The sequence below is a fragment of the Mesorhizobium sp. LNHC221B00 genome (assembly GCF_000502935.1).
Taxonomy (GTDB): Bacteria; Pseudomonadota; Alphaproteobacteria; order Rhizobiales; family Rhizobiaceae; genus Mesorhizobium; species Mesorhizobium opportunistum.
The window spans coordinates 61,484-77,346 of record NZ_AYWR01000011.1; the positions used below are offsets into that span (position 1 = coordinate 61,484).

Below are 15,863 nucleotides of genomic sequence, written 5' to 3' on the forward strand. Positions count from 1 at the left end.
CACTCCGGGCTGCTTACGGTTGACGTCATCACGACGTCTAGAATTTCTTCACCACGATACCATGCCGGCGCAGGGCGTAGCCGACTTGCCGCGGCGTGAGGCCGAGGATACGAGCCGCCCTGGCCTGAACCCAACCGGCCTTGTCCATCGCGTCGATCACCCGGTCGCGTTCCGCCAGACGCGGGGGACAAGCGGGATCGTTCGGATCGCCGGCCGTAAGGGGAGATATCTTGCCTGCGGAGGCACCGATGCAACTGGCCGGCAGCCGCAATCCGACCGGCACTGCGTTGACCCGTGCGAGATCGTCGATGGCATTGCCGCCATTCGAGCGGTCGGCTCGCTTCCAGAGGAGCCAGGAAAGGCACTGGCCCTTCTTACAGGCGAAATCGGATGGAGTGATCGTCCTTGAGCGCGCAAGTGTGGCCGTCCTTTGGACGCAGTTCTCCAGCTCGCGGACGTTACCAGGGAAGTAACATTGCGAGATCAGGTCAAGCGCCGGCGCCGCGAAGGCGAGTGCGCGATCGTTCTCCTTGTTGAACCGGTTGAGGAAGGCGTTCGCAAGGCGTGGAATATCGCCGGGTCGCTCTCTGAGCGGCGGCAGGATAATTGGCACGACATTGATGCGGTAATAAAGGTCGGCCCTGAACTCCCCTTTTATGACGGCCGTCTCGAGGTCCTTGTTGGTGGCGCATATGAGGCGCACGTCGACCTGTAGCGTTTTGGTGCCGCCGACTCGCTCCAACTCGCCTTCCTGCAAGACACGCAACAGCTTGGCTTGAAAGGCCGGCGAAATCTCGCCGATTTCATCAAGTAGCAGCGTTCCCTCATTTGCCAATTCAAAACGACCGGCGCGCTGGGAGATAGCACCCGTGAAAGCGCCCTTCTCATGCCCAAACAGTTCTGACTCCAGAACGCTTTCAGACAGTGCGGCGCAGTTCAATTTGACGAAAGACTTCTTCCTCCGACGTGAGAGCTTATGGATGGCCTGCGCAAAGAATTCCTTGCCGGTGCCGCTTTCACCCCGCAGAAGCACGGTGGAATTGGTCCCTGCTACGACCGAGACGGTTTCGAGCACCTGCTTGAGTGCGGGGCTTTCCCCGATGATCCCGTCGATTTTGGCATCCGCATGCCGGGCAGGGCCGTAGGTCCTCCCCTCGTTGGGCGATTTCTCCGGTCCCGATTGCTCATGGCCACACCGCTGACGATCTGTACTCAGGGCGCGATGGAGGCGGATGGTCCGGCCGACAAGGTTGGCGACCATCGTCAGGAAATAAATGTCCTCGTCGTCGCGAAAGTCGGTGGCGCCGTCTCCGGCGCGGTCGATCGACAATGTCCCAAGGATATCATGATCAGCCTTTAGCGGGATACCGATAAAGGCAATTGGGATGGTTCCGATGCTCGAAGACGTTTGAAGGTCAGCCTGAAATAGTTGGGACTTGCGCACGTCCGGTATGAAGAGCAGCGTCCCCGTAGCGACGATTTGATCTGTTACGGCCTGTGGTATGACGCGGCGAGTGCCTGATTGACGTACGTGGGTATTGCCGGCAGTCGCGGCAATCTCCAGCTCTCCTTCAGCGTCCAGGACGACGATTGCTCCGTGACGCATCTGCAGAAATGAAGGCAGGACGTTCACGACATTGGCGAGCGTAATCTCCAGCTCGCTGGGGGCGGTCAGCACCTTCGATATCTCGTAGAGTCCTCTGAGCGCGATATCTGATTGGGGCATGCTTTTGATGGGCGGTTCAGGGCGGGTCTCCCGAGGTCCAACCTCGTCGACCCGATCTTGCGGTCCGTGGGTCATGGAAACACCTCAAGGGTTGTGGTCCAGAGTGCTCCTCCTTTTTTATCTGAATTCTGAAAGCACAGTATTCACGAGCTTCTCTTCGTCAAAGCGACGATCGAAGCAACGAAGATAGACTTGGCGTTGGGCGAGACCTAAACTGTATCAAGATCAACCCTCTTAATACGTGCGTGCGTCGGTCATCCGAATTTGAAGAGGACTCCGAAACCGCCGCGTGGATAGTTCCACTCGATCTCGCCACTGGTCTCACACAAAATCCGGCAGGTGCCGCACTCCATGCAGCCGTCAGCAGTGATCTCCACTTGACCTTTGTCGTTCAACTCATAACATTTCGCCGGGCAGACGTGGGTAAGCGCGAGCAAGTTCGCGCTTGGCCTCTCGTGCGGTCGCACTTTGATATGCGGGCGGCCGGAATCCACCAAGTAGCGGTTCTGGTAAAGCTTGTCCTCGACACGTGACTTTGTCACTGCGATCGTCATTTCGTCTCCCTTCAGCGCCACGCCAATGCAAGGCGGACCGCGTCGCTGAGCAGCCCCCAACGCGAGCGCGCCTTGATGAAGGCCGCCGTGGTCGCCTTTTCCTTCTCGATCTTCGGGGTGCCGTCGACACGCATGAAGTTCTGCGCGGCTTGCGACATCAACCGCGGATAAGTTGTGAAGTAATTGCAGGAATTGGTGTGGAGCAAGGCCGGCATATCTTTGTATTTCTTTAGGTCCTTGACCACGAAGGACTTGTCCAGCATGGCTTTGTAAAGAGCGAGATTTCGTTTGGTCATAGGAGCGTTGCGGCTGTTGACCTCGATGATTGCCTCAGCCGCGATGCGGCCGGAGGTCATGGCGAGGTTCGAACCCTCGCGGTGAATGGCGTTGTTCAGTTGCGCGGCATCGCCGACCACGACCCAACCATCGCCAAAGAGCTGCGGAATAGCCTTGTAGCCGCCTTCGGGAATGAGGTGTGCGGAATATTCTTTCACTTCCGAGCCGGCGATCAGCGGCCGGATCGAAGGATGGCTCTTTAAGGCGTCGAGGAGAACGTAGGGGCTCTCGACCATCGCGGCGAAATCGGAGACGAGGCAGCCAATGCCCAGTGAGATCGACTCCTTGTTGGTGTAGAGGAAGCCGAGCCCGGCCATGCTGCGGGAGGTCGTGCCCACCGCCTCGATCACGCAGCCTTCATCGCCCTTGACGCCGAACCGCTGCTCAATGACCTCTTCGGGCAGGAAATGCATTTCCTTAACGGCGAGCGCCACGGTTTGTGGCTTCGGCATCTGCCGCAGGCCGGCTCGCGTGCCAAGCAGTCCGCAGACACCTTCTGCGAGAACGACCACGTCCGCGTAGATGGCTCCGCCGGCCCGGTCTGTGCGCACGCCAATCACCCTGTCCTTGGCGTCACGGATGAGCTCCGTCACGGTCGTCTCGCACAGAACCGTCGCGCCGGCCTCGCGCACCTTACGCGAAAACCATTTGTCGAACTGGGCACGGATGATTGTGTATCGGTTGGGCTTGGCCTCATTGAAGTCGTCCGACCGATAGTGAATCCCGGTATGGGATGTGTCGTCCATCACCCAAAGCCGCTGTTCAACCAAATGCCGCTCGAGAGGCGCATCGTCCCTGAAATCCGGGATGATCTTCTCCAGCATGTTCGCGTACATGATGGCACCTTGGACATTCTTGGAGCCCGGATATTCACCGCGCTCCAACTGCAGCACCTTTAGGCCATGGCTGGCCATGGTGTAAGCAGCTGCGTTTCCGGACATGCCTGCCCCAACAACAATGGCGTCGAAGTTTTCCTCGATCATGTCCGTCCCTTAGCTCGCAAGCTTATCGCGACTGTGGGGCGACAGCCGCCGGGTGAAGGCTTCCGTCAGTGCGGGCAGGAAGCGGATCGCGTCGGTGACGATTCCGAGGTGAGCGAAATCGAAAATCGGCGCGTTCGGGTCGGTATTGATGGCCACGATGAGATCCGCCCCCTCGACGCCAACCCGATGCTGGACGGCGCCGGAAATCCCGGCCGCTATGTAAAGCTTCGGCCGGATGGTCTTGCCAGTTTGGCCGATCTGCCGATCAGCTGGCATCCAGCTCTTCTGGACCAACGGGCGCGAACAGCCATGCTCGGCGCCGATTGCTCGCGCGAGGTTCTTCACAAGCTGCAGGTTCTCCGCCGCGCCAAGACCAAGGCCTCCCGCAACCACGACGTCGGCATAGGCAAGGTTTGCCTTTTCCGACTGATTGTCCGGCAGGAAGCCGAGGACTTTGGTAGCGATCTCGTCCTCGGCAAGCGAGAGCTTGTGCCGGATGACACGCCCGACCGGTTTATCCGTCCGCTGCGGCATGGGCATGACCCTTGGCCGCACTGTCGCCATCTGAGGGCGGAAATTGAGCGTATAGATCGTGCACAACAAGGAACCGCCGAAAGTCGGACGCGTGGCGGCGAGCGAACTGTCGGTATCCACATCGAGTTCGGTGCAGTCGGCCGTGAGCCCTGTCTGCAAGGTCGTCGCCACGGAGCCGGCAAGATCCCTGCCGAGTGTGGTGGCACCGAGAAGAAGGATTTCGGGTTTGTGGGTATCGACCAGATCCGTCATCGCCTTGGTGAAAGGCTCGTTCCGATAGTCGGCGAGCAGGGGCGCCTCGGCGATGTAGACAAGGTCAGCACCATAGGCGAATGCTTCGGCAACGGCGTTCCCGACGGCCTCTCCCGGCGGTCCGAGCACGACGCCTGCAAGCTGGACCTGAAGCTTGTCTGCTAATTTGCGGCCTTCGCCGAGCAACTCGAATGATACGGGGTGGACCTGGCCGCGTTCGAGCTCGATGAAGACCCAGACGTGCCGGTAGTCCTTGAAATGGGCGGGCAGCTCCTTCTTTATGCCGGCGCGGCCGGCGGCAGGGCGAGGGGTTTCTCGGTTCGCGGTCGACATCGTTTTGCTCCTTGCCGTCACGCGCCGCCGTTGAAGGCGAGCTCATGTTCCAGCGCCGGCTGGCGGGTGAAGATTGCGGTGATGAGTTCGTCAGCGACATCGCGCAAGGGCATCTCGGCGGTGTCGATTAGTGCCGCCTTTTCAGACCGCGCGGGGGGGGCGAAAACACGCTTGACGACGGTCGGTGAGCCGCGCAGGCCGCATTTGGTGAGATCCTCAATGCCGGCGTCGGCCGCACTCCATTTCAAGACCTGGCTGCGCGCGGCGCACAAGGCGTCGTGGATCGAGCCCCGGCGGATCTCGTTTGTGCCTTCCAGCATGGTGATGAGGCAAGGCAGCCTGCTCTTCAGCATCTGTGTGCCGCCTTCGGAGCGGCGCTCGACCTTGATCTCGCCTGCAGCAAGGTCAATAGAGGGGATCTTCGCAACATAGGTCAGTTGCAGGAGTCCGAGGCGCTTGGCGATGCCGGGCCCGACCTGGGCGGTGTCGCCATCGATCGTCTGCTTGCCGGTGAAGACGAGGTCTGGCGTGCCGAACGTTTCGCCGACCTTCGCGATTGCCTGTGAAAGGGCGAACGAGGTCGCCAGCGTGTCGGAGCCGGCAAAATAGCGGTCGGTCAAGAGCACCGCTCGGTCGGCGCCGTAGCCGAGCGCCTTGCGCAGCGCGTCCTCTGCCATGGGCGGACCCATGGTGAGCACAGTGACTTCGCCGCCATACGCATCGCGCAGTCTGAGCGCTTCTTCGAGGGCGAACAGGTCGTAAGGGTTGATGATGGTCGGAACACCCTGGCGCATGATTGTGTTCGTCACCGGATGGACCCTTATCTGTGCCGAGTCCGGCACCTGCTTGATGCAGATTACGATGTGCATTGGCGGTTTCTCTAGGCTCCTGTCCGGGTGCGGGCATTGCGGTTATCTCCTTGATCCGCATAATTCGTGCCAAGTCTCTTGCGCTGCCCCCTTTCCTACAACTTGGGCTGGTTGCTTCTGACGGCGCTGTGGTGATGACCGGATTTGTCGGCTGCTCGACATTGTCGCGTCGCAACCCTTGTCGCCGCTCATTCCCGTCCGAACCGCTTCAGTACCGAGTCGAACGGGACAAAGGTGTGACCCGGCGCGGCAGGTTTGTTCGGATCGTGGTCTTTGAGCACCTTGAAGACCCGATGCGTGAGCGGCGAGGAAATCGCAAAGTCCTCGTAAGCGCGTTCGAGCGTCGCGCGCACCCTCGCGGCAATCACCTGGTCGGGCAGACCGGAGAAATCTTCGTCGGCAAGGTATTGGCCCACGCGTTTCATTATATGGAGCCGCGAGACATTCAGCACCTTCGGGTCATAGGAGACGCCAAGGACTGAGAAGAACTCCTCCGCGGCCGACAGGCGCTTCAGTCGTGCGAGGATGTCTGTGACATCGATGGGGCGGCTGTCAGCGGAACAATTCATTGCATTCTCCCTGGTCGCAAAACTGTGGCCTTTGCGCGCGCGCGCACGGCTGACCTGGACCCGCACAGCTCGAAGAGGGACGCCTCGCTGCACATTTTATCGTAGAGCTCGACCAGTTGAGTTGCAGTGAGCGTCGATTTGGTCTCGGCCGCCTCGCGCCGGACGCGGGCCACCATCGCGGCTGCCAGATCCGGGTCGAGATCGCGACCGCTTTCGCTCAGCACATGGGCAATCGCAGTGGCGCCGGAATGCTTGCCGATGACGATCCGCCGGCAGCGGCCCACGAGAGCCGGATCAAGCCCCTGATAAGTACGCGAATCCTTCAGCAGCCCTGCGACGTGAATGCCGGATTCGTGGGTGAAAACATCGGCGCCGACGACCGGCTTAGTGGCCGCGGTCTGCCGGCGGGCGGCCCAGGCCACCTCGGCGGCGAGGCCGGGCAATGCGGTCAGCTCGATGCCGGTATCCGCGCCGCCGAAGACCGCCATCGCGGCGGCCACCTCTTCCAGCGCGGCATTGCCCGCACGCTCGCCGAGCCCCAGGACGGTGACGGAGGCATGGCGCGCGCCTGCGCGGATCGCGGCTAGCGTGTTGGCGCCAGCAAGTCCGAGATCGTTGTGCGCATGAAATTCAAGGTCGATTGGAGACTGCGCGACGAGCTGGGCGACAAGTTCAAAGGTCGAAAACGGGTCGAGAACACCGACCGTGTCGGCTAGCCTGACGCGGCTTGCGCCAGCGCGTGCAGCCGTCTCGATGACGCGGGCGAGATGATCCCGATTGGCCCGCGAGGCATCCTCGCAGCCCACCGCGACAAAGAAGCCGGCGGCGGCGGCGCGCCTGACCATATGATCGATGACCTGGAGCGCTCCCGCCTTGTCGAGGCCGAGCTTGGCGGCAAGTTGGATGTCCGACGCTGGCAGCGATAGATTGACGGCGTGGACACCGCTCTCGATCGCTGCATCGAGATCCAGCGACGTCATCCGGCACCAAGCCATGAGCCGAACCGGGAGACGCCGCGCGACCACGGCGCGAATTGTTTCGATCTCGTCGGCGCCCATGACCGGCGTGCCGATCTCGATCTCTGTGACGCCGGCCGCCGCAAGAGACTCAGCGATCTCCAGCTTTTCCGTCGTGGTAAAGGCTACGCCCGGCGCCTGCTCGCCATCGCGCAAGGTCGTATCGTTGAGAGAGACATGACGGGTCATGACCGGTAGCCTGTTCTTCTGCCGCTCACGCATAGACCGGATTACCCGGCCCAGAACCGAAAAAGCTGCGCAGCTTCCCCACGATTGCCGGCATGGCCTCGAGCACCCGGTCGATGTCCTCTTCGCTGTTGTCCCGCGCCAAGGAGAAGCGGACTGCCGCGTGCGGCGTTTTCATCGCGCTTAGGACATGGCTTGGTTCCAGAGAGCCGGAGGTGCAGGCTGAGCCAGAAGAACACGCGATGCCAATGCGGCTGAGGAGAAGTGGAATTCCATCACTGTCGACATGTTCGAAGGAGATGTTTGCGGTGTTGGGCAACCGTTGCAGGGGATCACCAGTGACACAGGTGCTTGGGATGCGCTGGAGGATCCCGCCCTCCAGGCGATCGCGGAGCGACTTTACCCGTGTGGTCTCGTCGTCCATGAATTTCAAGGCGAGTTCGGCCGCCGTGCCGAGCCCGGCTATGCCGGGCGTATTCTCGGTGCCAGCACGCCGGTTGTGTTCTTGGTGACCCCCCTTGATCAGCGAATGGAAATTGACGCCACGTTTTACGAAAAGCGCGCCGATCCCTTTCGGCCCGTGCAGCTTGTGGCCGGAGAGCGACAGCATGTCGATTGCGGTCGACTTCAGGTCCATCGGAAGCTTTCCGACCGCCTGCACAGCATCCGTATGGAAAAGGGCGCCCACTTGCTTGGCCAACTCGGCAAGCCTGGCCACGGGGAAGATCACACCAGTCTCGTTGTTCGCCCACATTATGGAAACGATTGCCACCCTTGGGGTCAGGGCGGCCATATAGGCGTCGAGGTCGAGCCGGCCACGGCAATCCACCGGGATCCTATGCACCTTGACGCGGCGGGTCTTCTCAAGATGCGCGCAAAGCGTCAGCACGGCGGGATGCTCGACCGCGGACGTAACGATCTCGGTTCGGTTGGGCGCCGCCTCGAGCGCTGAAAGAAGCGCTGCATTGTCGCTTTCTGTCCCACCCGAGGTGAAGGTGATCTCATCGTCGAACTCCGCGCCGATCAGCGCTTGCAACTGCCTCCGCGCCTTTCTCACCGCCGCACTGACTGAGGCGCCAAGAGCGTGCGCCGACGAAGGGTTGGCGAATTGATCCCTAAAGAACGGCAACATCGCTTGCAGGACCGCAGGATCGACCCGTGTGGTTGCGTTGTTGTCGAGATAGACAGGCTTCATAGGTGCGATCCTCAGTTAACCAGAATGACGCGAGCGCGGACCGACTCGTTGAGCCTCTGGCGCATGCCGTTGATGATCATGGGGCTGAACTGGCAGCCCGCGCAGACGCCCGGAGTGTTTGACGCAGACCGGATCTCCGTCGAGATGGACATGTTCGCAGTGGCCGCCGTCAGCCCGCAGGTAAGGACGCCCGAACGCGACAACGTTATCGATGAGCCGAATTTGGCACAGCAGCGCGATTTGTCCGCAAGCAGCTCGGGTGACACCAGGACCCGAGCTGTTTCGGGAGGCAACGTTCTTTGCATCCTAGGGAAGCGAATGGCTGTCCCGAAATCGGCTTTGACCTTACCTTGTTCTTTAGGACGGGGACATCTGTCGTGCCGGCCATATAAGTCTCCTCTGCCGCAAAATGAGTCCGACGGCCGCATAGGCGCTTCGGGCGTTTAACTGAAGGACTTGCCGCAACCGCACTTCTCGCGCGCATTGGGGTTATGGAAGACAAAGCCGGAAGATTCGAGCCCGGTGAGGAAGTCGACGGTCATGCCGGCTACATGGGGTTGGGAGCCCGCGTCCACGAACAGCTTGATCCCATCTGTGTCAGTGATCGCGTCGCCCTCGCGCGGCACGCTCTCCAGGCCCATTAAGTATTTGAAGCCGGCGCAGCCGCCGGCCTCGACCACAATGCGAAAGCCTTCCGCCGGCTCGCTGGCGCGGGAAAGAGCAGTCTTGAAGGCGGCAACAGCGTTGTCGGTGAGCGTAATCATGGCTCCATTCTCCTCAGTCCGGGACCTGCTTGCGCATCACGTCGCATGCACCGTGCCAAAGCGAAAAAAAACGTTTCAACACAGCGCGGCATCTCTGACACTGCCGTGCTTCTTGTGAGTGCATTGCTGCGAAGCTGTCGGCCAACCGACACGTACTGTCGGGTTTGTCGGGATCGCCACGAGGGATGTTGGGCCTGAGTTCTTGGTTGAACTCACATCAGCAAATACAGAACGTCTTCTGAGCTTGCTTCGGCGCAATTGGCACGGTTTTTGAAGCTCCGTTTAGGCGAGGCGGCAAGAGTATGCCGATCCACAATCATGCCGTGGGTGCCCTCGCGATGGATGGGGCGAAGCAAGGGGGCAACATGTCAGGACCGGGTCAGATACGCCTTGTTTGGCAAAGCAGCGCCGCCCGTGGCATCCGAATGCCCGCCTGGCCGATTGCGACAACACCCATACTCGCTCACCACCGCCCAGTAGCGGCCGACCGGCTCGATGGGATGCCATCGGCATGTGCCTGCTCGCCGGTTTTCGCGCGGGTGCGACGCCGTGTGCACGCTGTCCAGCGACACTTTGTTCATGGGCCAGCAGCAGATCAGGGGCGAGCATTACGGCCGCCCTATCGGCTGAAGATTCCCCGGCAGGGCAGCTGATCCTTACACGTAGGTAGAATCAGGGGTAAGACATGGACCAGCGCGAGAAACCGTCGCCGGACGAAATACGGTGGGCGTGCGAAGACAATCCGAAAATCCGGGAGCATGATCTCGCCGCTCGATTGGGCATTTCGGAAGCCGAATTGGTCGCGGCGCATTGTGGTCACGGCGCGGTGCGCATCGAGCCGCGCGTCGATGATCTGCTGACTGGCCTCGAAGCGGTCGGCGAGGTGATGGCGCTCACCCGCAACGAAAGTGCCGTGCACCAAAAGATCGGCGTCTACGACAAAGTGGTCACCGGCAACCAGCATGCCATGGTGCTCGGCGACGACATCGACCTGCGCATCTTCCCGAAAGCGTGGGCGTATGGCTTCGCCGTCGAGAAGCGCGAGGGAGCCGAGATCCGCCGCAGCCTGCAATTCTTTGATGCCGCCGGCGAGGCGATGCACAAAGTACATCTCAGGCCCGCCTCGAACCTGCAGGCCTATCAGAATCTGGCGGCACAGCTCGTATCCTCCGACCAGGAGCCGATCATATCGGTCGAAGCGGGCCGTGCGCGCGATAACGCAGTGAGTCCAGACCAAGCCGCCACGGCCGACGACCTACGCGAGCACTGGAGCCGGCTGAGCGACGTGCATCAGTTCTACCATATGTTGAAGACACTGAAGCTCAGCCGCTGCCAGGCAATGCGTATGGCCGACGAAGATTACGCTTGGCTGCTCGACAATGATGCCGTTGGCGCCCTGTTCCAACAGGCGGCCGAAGACGAGATGCCTATCATGTGCTTTGTCGGCAATCGTGGTTGCATCCAGATCCATTCCGGCCCGATCAAGTCGGTCAAGCAGATCGGGCCGCGGATCAATGTGCTCGACGAAACCTTCCATCTGCATCTGAGGACCCATCACATCCGCGAGGTCTGGGCCGTGCGCAAGCCGACGAGGGACGGTCACGTCACGTCCATTGAAGCCTATGGCGCCGACGGCAAGATGATCATCCAGTTCTTCGGCACGCGCAAGGAAGGCGAACGCGAGCGCAGCGACTGGCGGTTTCTGGCCGAGAGTCTGCCACGCATTCCCGGTCCGAGCGACAGGGATGTATAGAGTGCCGACAGGCCCTCGGATTGAACCGGCCGCCATAGGACTCGGCACCACGTTCCGACAGCGGCTCGCGAGGTCGTAGCGCATACGCGCGGTCAGGTGATGCACGCCGGAACGGACCGCATCGATACAGTCAAGGTCGTCGCCGGCCGGACTGCTGCGCACGAGTGCATCGCCGTCTGACCGGAAATCCTTGCAGCGGCTGCGAGCGATACCACGCATAAGTTATCAGCGCCGAACCGAAGCGCGGCTCGACCTTGTTGATATTCCGATCATCGCGCGCAAGCGCCGTCGGGTCTTGTCGGACCGCAGCCGATCCTTGCGCTGGATCGCGTCGTTGCTCAATCCGGGCCGTGCGAGCGATCTCCTCGCTTGTCGACCGGAACGCTGTGCAGCAGCAGCCAGGCCGAACAGCTTGATGTCGCGGACTCGACAAAACCGATCACGGATGTCGGTTGTCGGACGTTGTCCTAAGAATGATGGACAGGTGATCCCAGCGGCGGGCCCAGTGCAGGCTGGCATCGCTTGGTGCAGCGCCATCGGTACGCCTATCCGGCACGCGACTTGCTTCGACAATTTGGTCAGCGGGGCGTCAGCAGTGCGTCACGGAGCTCAGCGGTGATTGACCACCTCTCAACCCTATCGGGGATAAGCGGCGGCTTTGCTTCATGACCGCAGAGCGGCGGAGATGCCCCTTCTGATCGACTTCGCAACCGATCTCATCCGCGCTGGTGCAGGTGGGCTGTATCAGGCGACAGAATCTAGAAGGCGCCCGACAAGAGACGTGCCCATGCTGGAAATCGACTTTATGAACAGCCGTGCAATCTCAATCGAGCCATGAACGCCAATGTAGAGAAAACAAAATGGCGACCAACCCCGTTCCAGATCATGTCCCACCCGAAATGGTGAGGGATTTCAGCCTGTTTACATCGCCAGGGATGCCACCAACACTCAACGGGGATCCACACGCAGCTGTCGCTCGCGTACATGACGGGCCTCCGATCTTTTACTCCCGCTACAACACGCAAGATGGCCGGGGTACCTGGGTCGTCACCCGTGCCGCGGACCAGCGGAAGGTGCTGCAGGACGCAGAGACTTTTTCCAGCCATCGCAGCATCTTCTCCTCCATACTGGGTGAAAACTGGCCGACGATCCCGCTTGAGCTCGATCCACCGGCCCATGGCGTTTTTCGCTCACTGCTCAGTCCGCTGCTTTCGCCAAAGCGGGTGAGGGTGTTGGAGCCGGCTGTCCGCGAACGGGCGGTCGAGCTGATCGAAAGGATCGCCGCATCGGGCATAAGCTGCGACGCGATGAAGGATTTTGCCTTTCCTTTCGCGGTGAGCACCTTTCTTCGCTTTCTGGGGTTGCCCGATGACCGGCTCGATACATTCGTCGGCTGGGGAAAAGATCTGCTCCACGGCGACGATAAGGAACGACCTATGGCTGCCCGGACGATCGTGGCATTCATCGACGAACTTGCAGCCATGCGCCGCCAGGAGGCGGTTGACGATTTCATGACCTTCATCGTGCAGGCACAGGTCGAGGGCCGCCGGCTGACGGACACCCAAGTCCGCGGCATCGGCGTGCTTGTCTTCGTCGCTGGGCTCGACACGGTCGCAGCAGCTATAGGCTTTGACTTGGCGTACCTCGCGCGCAACCTCAAAGATCAGCAATTGCTGCGGAGCGAACCGGACCGCATCCCGCTCGCAACCGAAGAATTGCTGCGGGCCTATTCGCCCATTCAGTTGATCCGCGTGGCTACGAAAGATATCGACTTCGAAGGCGCGCCGATCCGGAAGGGGGACTATGTTTCCTGCGCCACCATGATTGCCAATCGTGACCCGGCGGAATTCGAATGCCCCAACGCTATCGATTTGGAGCGGGAGGACAACCGCCACGCAGCGTTTGGCTATGGTCCCCACCGTTGCCTTGGCTCACACCTTGCCCGGCGGGAGATTGTTATTGGCCTGGAGGAGTGGCTGGCGCGCATCCCGGCTTTCAGGATCAAGCAGGGTACGGCGCCGATAACTTCTGGCGGCCATGTGTTCGGGATCGAAAATTTGATCCTGGACTGGTCTTAGGCCCGCCCCGAGCCGGGCACAAACAATGGAGGCAGTGCCATGCGCATCATCGTCCAAAAGGCCAAATGCCAGGGCCACGCGCGATGCGCGGCGCAAGCGCCTGACATCTTCAAACTCGATGATGACGGTTACATCCTGCTTGGTGACATTGAAGTTGCGGAAGGGGAGGAACTGCCTGCATCACGAGGCGTGCGATCCTGTCCTGAACGTGCGCTGGAACTCACCCGCTGCGCGCTTTGAGGACTCATTCAACCGAGAGTCTGGCGGGCTTGAACCATGTGGCCGCACTCAGCACGCGACCTCTGTCCCGCACGGTTCACGTCCAAACTCTGCAGGGGCATTTCCGGCGCCTGTGTTCCCCGTGAGGCGCAAACGGCAGGGCCGCGGTTCGCGAAACGCCTCCTTCCAATCACAGAATTTGCGACAGAGCCGAGTGGACCAGACGAGAATTGCCGAACTACTCGACCGCGAGGCGATTCGCGACTGCGTACACCCGAAGAACTGCCCGACCCATGTTGCGGCAGGCCGGGTCTCTGCATGAATTGATAGGACGAAACCAGGAGAACGCACCATATTTGCCCAACATTATGCCCGGCTCAGCACCGGCCAATGGCCGCACATTGAGCTGGAGAGGAGGTTCGACCAGCATGTGCTTGCCTGTGTGCTTTCACGTGCGCTCGAGGAGATCGAGGCCGGCGAGGCAACGGCGACGGAGGCAACCGGACTTTCGCGCGCCGAGCTGCGCGATGTCCTGGTCCGCTGTTTCCCTGCTTTTCCTATCAACGCGTTTGCCTTGAAAGAGGTGAGCGAGCCCGAGCCGGATCTGGAAGAAGAACTTCTGCATGGACTGCTGCTGGCGCATGCCCGACATGGCGACCCGGCGAGCGCCCGCTTCGCCAAGATCATCGCCCGGCGTGCCATGCGCAATGACCACCTCTGGCAGGACCTTGGCCTTTTCAATCGAACCGACCTCGGCCGCCTGCTCGCCTGGCATTTTCCGACGCTGGCGGCCGGCAACACCCAAAACATGAAATGGAAAAAATACTTTTATCGAAAGCTCTGCGAGGCCGAAGGCTTTTCGCTGTGCAGCTCCCCCAGTTGCCGGGACTGCGATGATTTCGAAAGCTGCTTCGGCCCGGAGGAAGGCGAAAGCCGCCTCACACGGATCAAGGACGGCATCGCCTCGGATTGAGAGCCGCTTCGTAGATTGTACAGCGCCAGCGCTCGCGCCGCGCCATGTGTCTCTTGTCGAATGTCGACGGACACCTTCGGGGATTGAATGCTGTGCCTGCTGTCCGAACTCGCCATGCTCGCTTCGGCGGGCGCCGTCATGATGGCGGTGCAGGACCCGACCCGCACCATGCCGCGATCAGATCCCGAAGGAACTGGACCATCGTCATCTTGTGCGCGGTCGCGTGCAACTGCGCATAAGCGAACTTGGACGTCCGATCGATGGCAACGAACAGGCGCAGCTTGCCCTCGGCGGTCTGCCTGGGCGATATCGACGTGGAAATAGCCGATCAGATAGGCCTTGAACTTCTGCTTGGCCGGCTAGTCGGCGCCCGATCTGCGGCAACCGCGAAATGCCATGGCGCTGAAGGCAGAGCGCGTCAGATGCGGGATCGTTGGCTGAAGGGCATAGAGACAACCATCGAGCAGCGCGCGCTTCGGACATCGTCCAAACAGACAATGAAGGTCGGGACTGTCGGGAAGCGACCGCCCGCGGCAAGAAGCTCGGCTTCCGCAGCCGATCGATTGTCAAAGGCGGGACGGGTGCCATCACCCGCACTCTCGGTCTGCTTGGGGCGATTTTCGCCTGGGGCATCGAGAATGACCGCGTCACTGCGAACCCGGTACGGGCGTACGCGCTTTGCCGATGCTCAGAAGAAGGCGCTGCTGACTGCAACCAGTATCGCCTCCTCGCAGATAGCCTGAGGGTGCTCGAGTGCAAGCGCGACCGCAACGACCAGCCACTTCACAGGCTGATTGGTATCGCCGGCATCCGCTTCATCGCCATGAGCGGCGTGAGGAAGGGAGAGTGCGAGCATCTCCCGTGGGACGAGGTTGATGCGAACGGAACCTGCATCGCTCTCGAAGAGACAAAGACAGGTTTCTCGCTCCGTCCGCTTGGTCGCGCTGCGTTCGCCACCATCGATGAGCTGGATGCGATTTCCGATTTCGTTTTCGCCGCCGAGGCAGATGGCGCCGGGTACAAGGGATTGCCCGGTCTGTGGCGCACGGTCCAGAAGACAGCGCGGCAACTGGCGGCGGTCGCCGCGGCAGACCCGGGGGAAGTTTCTCAGCAGCCTGCAGCGCTTGATGGAATCACCTTGCACAGCCTGCACAGTTTCGCTGGCATTGCCGAAGAGCTGGGCGCTTCAATGCCCACGATTGCGGCGCTGCTTGGTCATCGGCTTGGCGGCGTTACTGGTGGCTACATCCTCAAGCGTGTCGACGTGCTTCTCGTCGATGCCGCCAATCGCGTCGGTGATCACATCGCCATGCTCATGCGCGGCGAGGTGCCGACCGCCCATATCGTACAGTTTCAGCCGCGCAGACGAGCTACAGAGATGCGGGTCGCGACGAAGCGACGCAAGGACGCGGGAACCTCTAGTGAATTCAAGTCGCGAGCCGCATAACTGTCACGCACGATGTCCTGCCGAAGGGTCACCGACTTGCTCAATCCCGCGGGGCGGCACACGGCAAACACGCGTG

14 protein-coding genes and 2 pseudogenes are annotated in these 15,863 nt (G+C 61.0%); 5 read left to right on the forward strand and 11 right to left on the reverse strand.

Annotation, left to right across the window (positions count from 1 at the left end):
- Window positions 1-37 precede the first annotated feature (37 nt).
- The 9 genes from nifA to X741_RS151565 all read right to left on the reverse strand — a co-directional run bounded on the left by nifA (window position 38) and on the right by X741_RS151565 (window position 9,317).
- Entirely contained in the window at window positions 38-1,726 is a 1,689-nt protein-coding gene (gene nifA / locus X741_RS0134705; protein ID WP_245272730.1) for a nif-specific transcriptional activator NifA, read from the reverse strand.
- A gap of 254 nt (window positions 1,727-1,980) precedes the next feature.
- Window positions 1,981-2,280, reverse strand: coding sequence for a ferredoxin family protein (locus tag X741_RS151605; RefSeq protein WP_023678245.1), 300 nt, complete (start codon window positions 2,278-2,280; stop codon window positions 1,981-1,983).
- A gap of 11 nt (window positions 2,281-2,291) precedes the next feature.
- Window positions 2,292-3,599: an FAD-binding protein gene (locus X741_RS151600; protein ID WP_023766901.1), complete on the reverse strand. Its 1,308-nt coding sequence runs from the start codon at window positions 3,597-3,599 to the stop codon at window positions 2,292-2,294.
- Between the two features lie 9 nt (window positions 3,600-3,608).
- Window positions 3,609-4,718, reverse strand: a complete 1,110-nt coding sequence (locus X741_RS151595) for an electron transfer flavoprotein subunit alpha/FixB family protein (RefSeq protein WP_023778146.1) — start codon at window positions 4,716-4,718, stop codon at window positions 3,609-3,611.
- A gap of 17 nt (window positions 4,719-4,735) precedes the next feature.
- Window positions 4,736-5,587, reverse strand: coding sequence for an electron transfer flavoprotein subunit beta/FixA family protein (locus tag X741_RS151590; protein ID WP_023778147.1), 852 nt, complete (start codon window positions 5,585-5,587; stop codon window positions 4,736-4,738).
- 188 nt (window positions 5,588-5,775) lie between these two features.
- Window positions 5,776-6,156 (reverse strand): nitrogenase stabilizing/protective protein NifW, encoded by a 381-nt coding sequence (gene nifW / locus X741_RS151585; RefSeq protein ID WP_023778148.1) that lies wholly within the window; start codon window positions 6,154-6,156, stop codon window positions 5,776-5,778.
- Window positions 6,153-7,361: a homocitrate synthase gene (gene nifV / locus X741_RS151580; protein ID WP_023778149.1), complete on the reverse strand. Its 1,209-nt coding sequence runs from the start codon at window positions 7,359-7,361 to the stop codon at window positions 6,153-6,155. The genes nifW and nifV overlap by 4 nt, the downstream gene beginning before the upstream one ends.
- A 25-nt stretch (window positions 7,362-7,386) precedes the next feature.
- Window positions 7,387-8,553: a cysteine desulfurase NifS gene (gene nifS, locus X741_RS151575; RefSeq protein ID WP_023778150.1), complete on the reverse strand. Its 1,167-nt coding sequence runs from the start codon at window positions 8,551-8,553 to the stop codon at window positions 7,387-7,389.
- 443 nt (window positions 8,554-8,996) lie between these two features.
- Window positions 8,997-9,317 carry an iron-sulfur cluster assembly accessory protein gene (locus X741_RS151565; RefSeq protein WP_023778152.1) on the reverse strand — a complete coding sequence of 107 codons (321 nt, stop codon included), beginning with the start codon at window positions 9,315-9,317 and terminating at the stop codon, window positions 8,997-8,999.
- A gap of 685 nt (window positions 9,318-10,002) precedes the next feature.
- Between X741_RS151565 and X741_RS151560 the strand changes: the two genes are divergently transcribed.
- Complete coding sequence (locus X741_RS151560; RefSeq protein WP_023778153.1) at window positions 10,003-11,070, forward strand: hemin-degrading factor; 1,068 nt, start codon at window positions 10,003-10,005, stop codon at window positions 11,068-11,070.
- A 99-nt stretch (window positions 11,071-11,169) separates the two neighbouring features.
- Here the strand turns inward: X741_RS151560 and X741_RS1000000170890 are convergent.
- Window positions 11,170-11,503 (reverse strand): annotated as a pseudogene (locus X741_RS1000000170890) (hypothetical protein); the annotation flags it as partial.
- Window positions 11,504-11,930: 427 nt separating this feature from the next.
- Between X741_RS1000000170890 and X741_RS151555 the strand changes: the two are divergent.
- The 3 genes from X741_RS151555 to X741_RS151550 all read left to right on the forward strand — a co-directional run bounded on the left by X741_RS151555 (window position 11,931) and on the right by X741_RS151550 (window position 14,340).
- Complete coding sequence (locus X741_RS151555) at window positions 11,931-13,148, forward strand: cytochrome P450 (RefSeq protein WP_023778155.1); 1,218 nt, start codon at window positions 11,931-11,933, stop codon at window positions 13,146-13,148.
- 39 nt (window positions 13,149-13,187) lie between these two features.
- Window positions 13,188-13,388, forward strand: a complete 201-nt coding sequence (locus X741_RS0134710) for a ferredoxin (protein WP_023770879.1) — start codon at window positions 13,188-13,190, stop codon at window positions 13,386-13,388.
- A gap of 331 nt (window positions 13,389-13,719) precedes the next feature.
- On the forward strand, window positions 13,720-14,340 hold the full coding sequence (locus X741_RS151550) for a nitrogen fixation protein NifQ (protein ID WP_023778156.1): 621 nt from the start codon (window positions 13,720-13,722) through the stop codon (window positions 14,338-14,340).
- Window positions 14,341-14,509: 169 nt separating this feature from the next.
- On the opposite strand, the pseudogene X741_RS1000000168360 reads toward X741_RS151550, so the two are convergent.
- Window positions 14,510-14,804 (reverse strand): annotated as a pseudogene (locus X741_RS1000000168360) (IS481 family transposase); the annotation flags it as partial.
- Here X741_RS1000000168360 and X741_RS151545 point away from each other — a divergent pair.
- Window positions 14,774-15,787: a hypothetical protein gene (locus X741_RS151545; protein ID WP_023778157.1), complete on the forward strand. Its 1,014-nt coding sequence runs from the start codon at window positions 14,774-14,776 to the stop codon at window positions 15,785-15,787. The pseudogene X741_RS1000000168360 and the gene X741_RS151545 sit on opposite strands and share 31 nt — an antisense overlap.
- Window positions 15,788-15,863 lie beyond the last annotated feature (76 nt).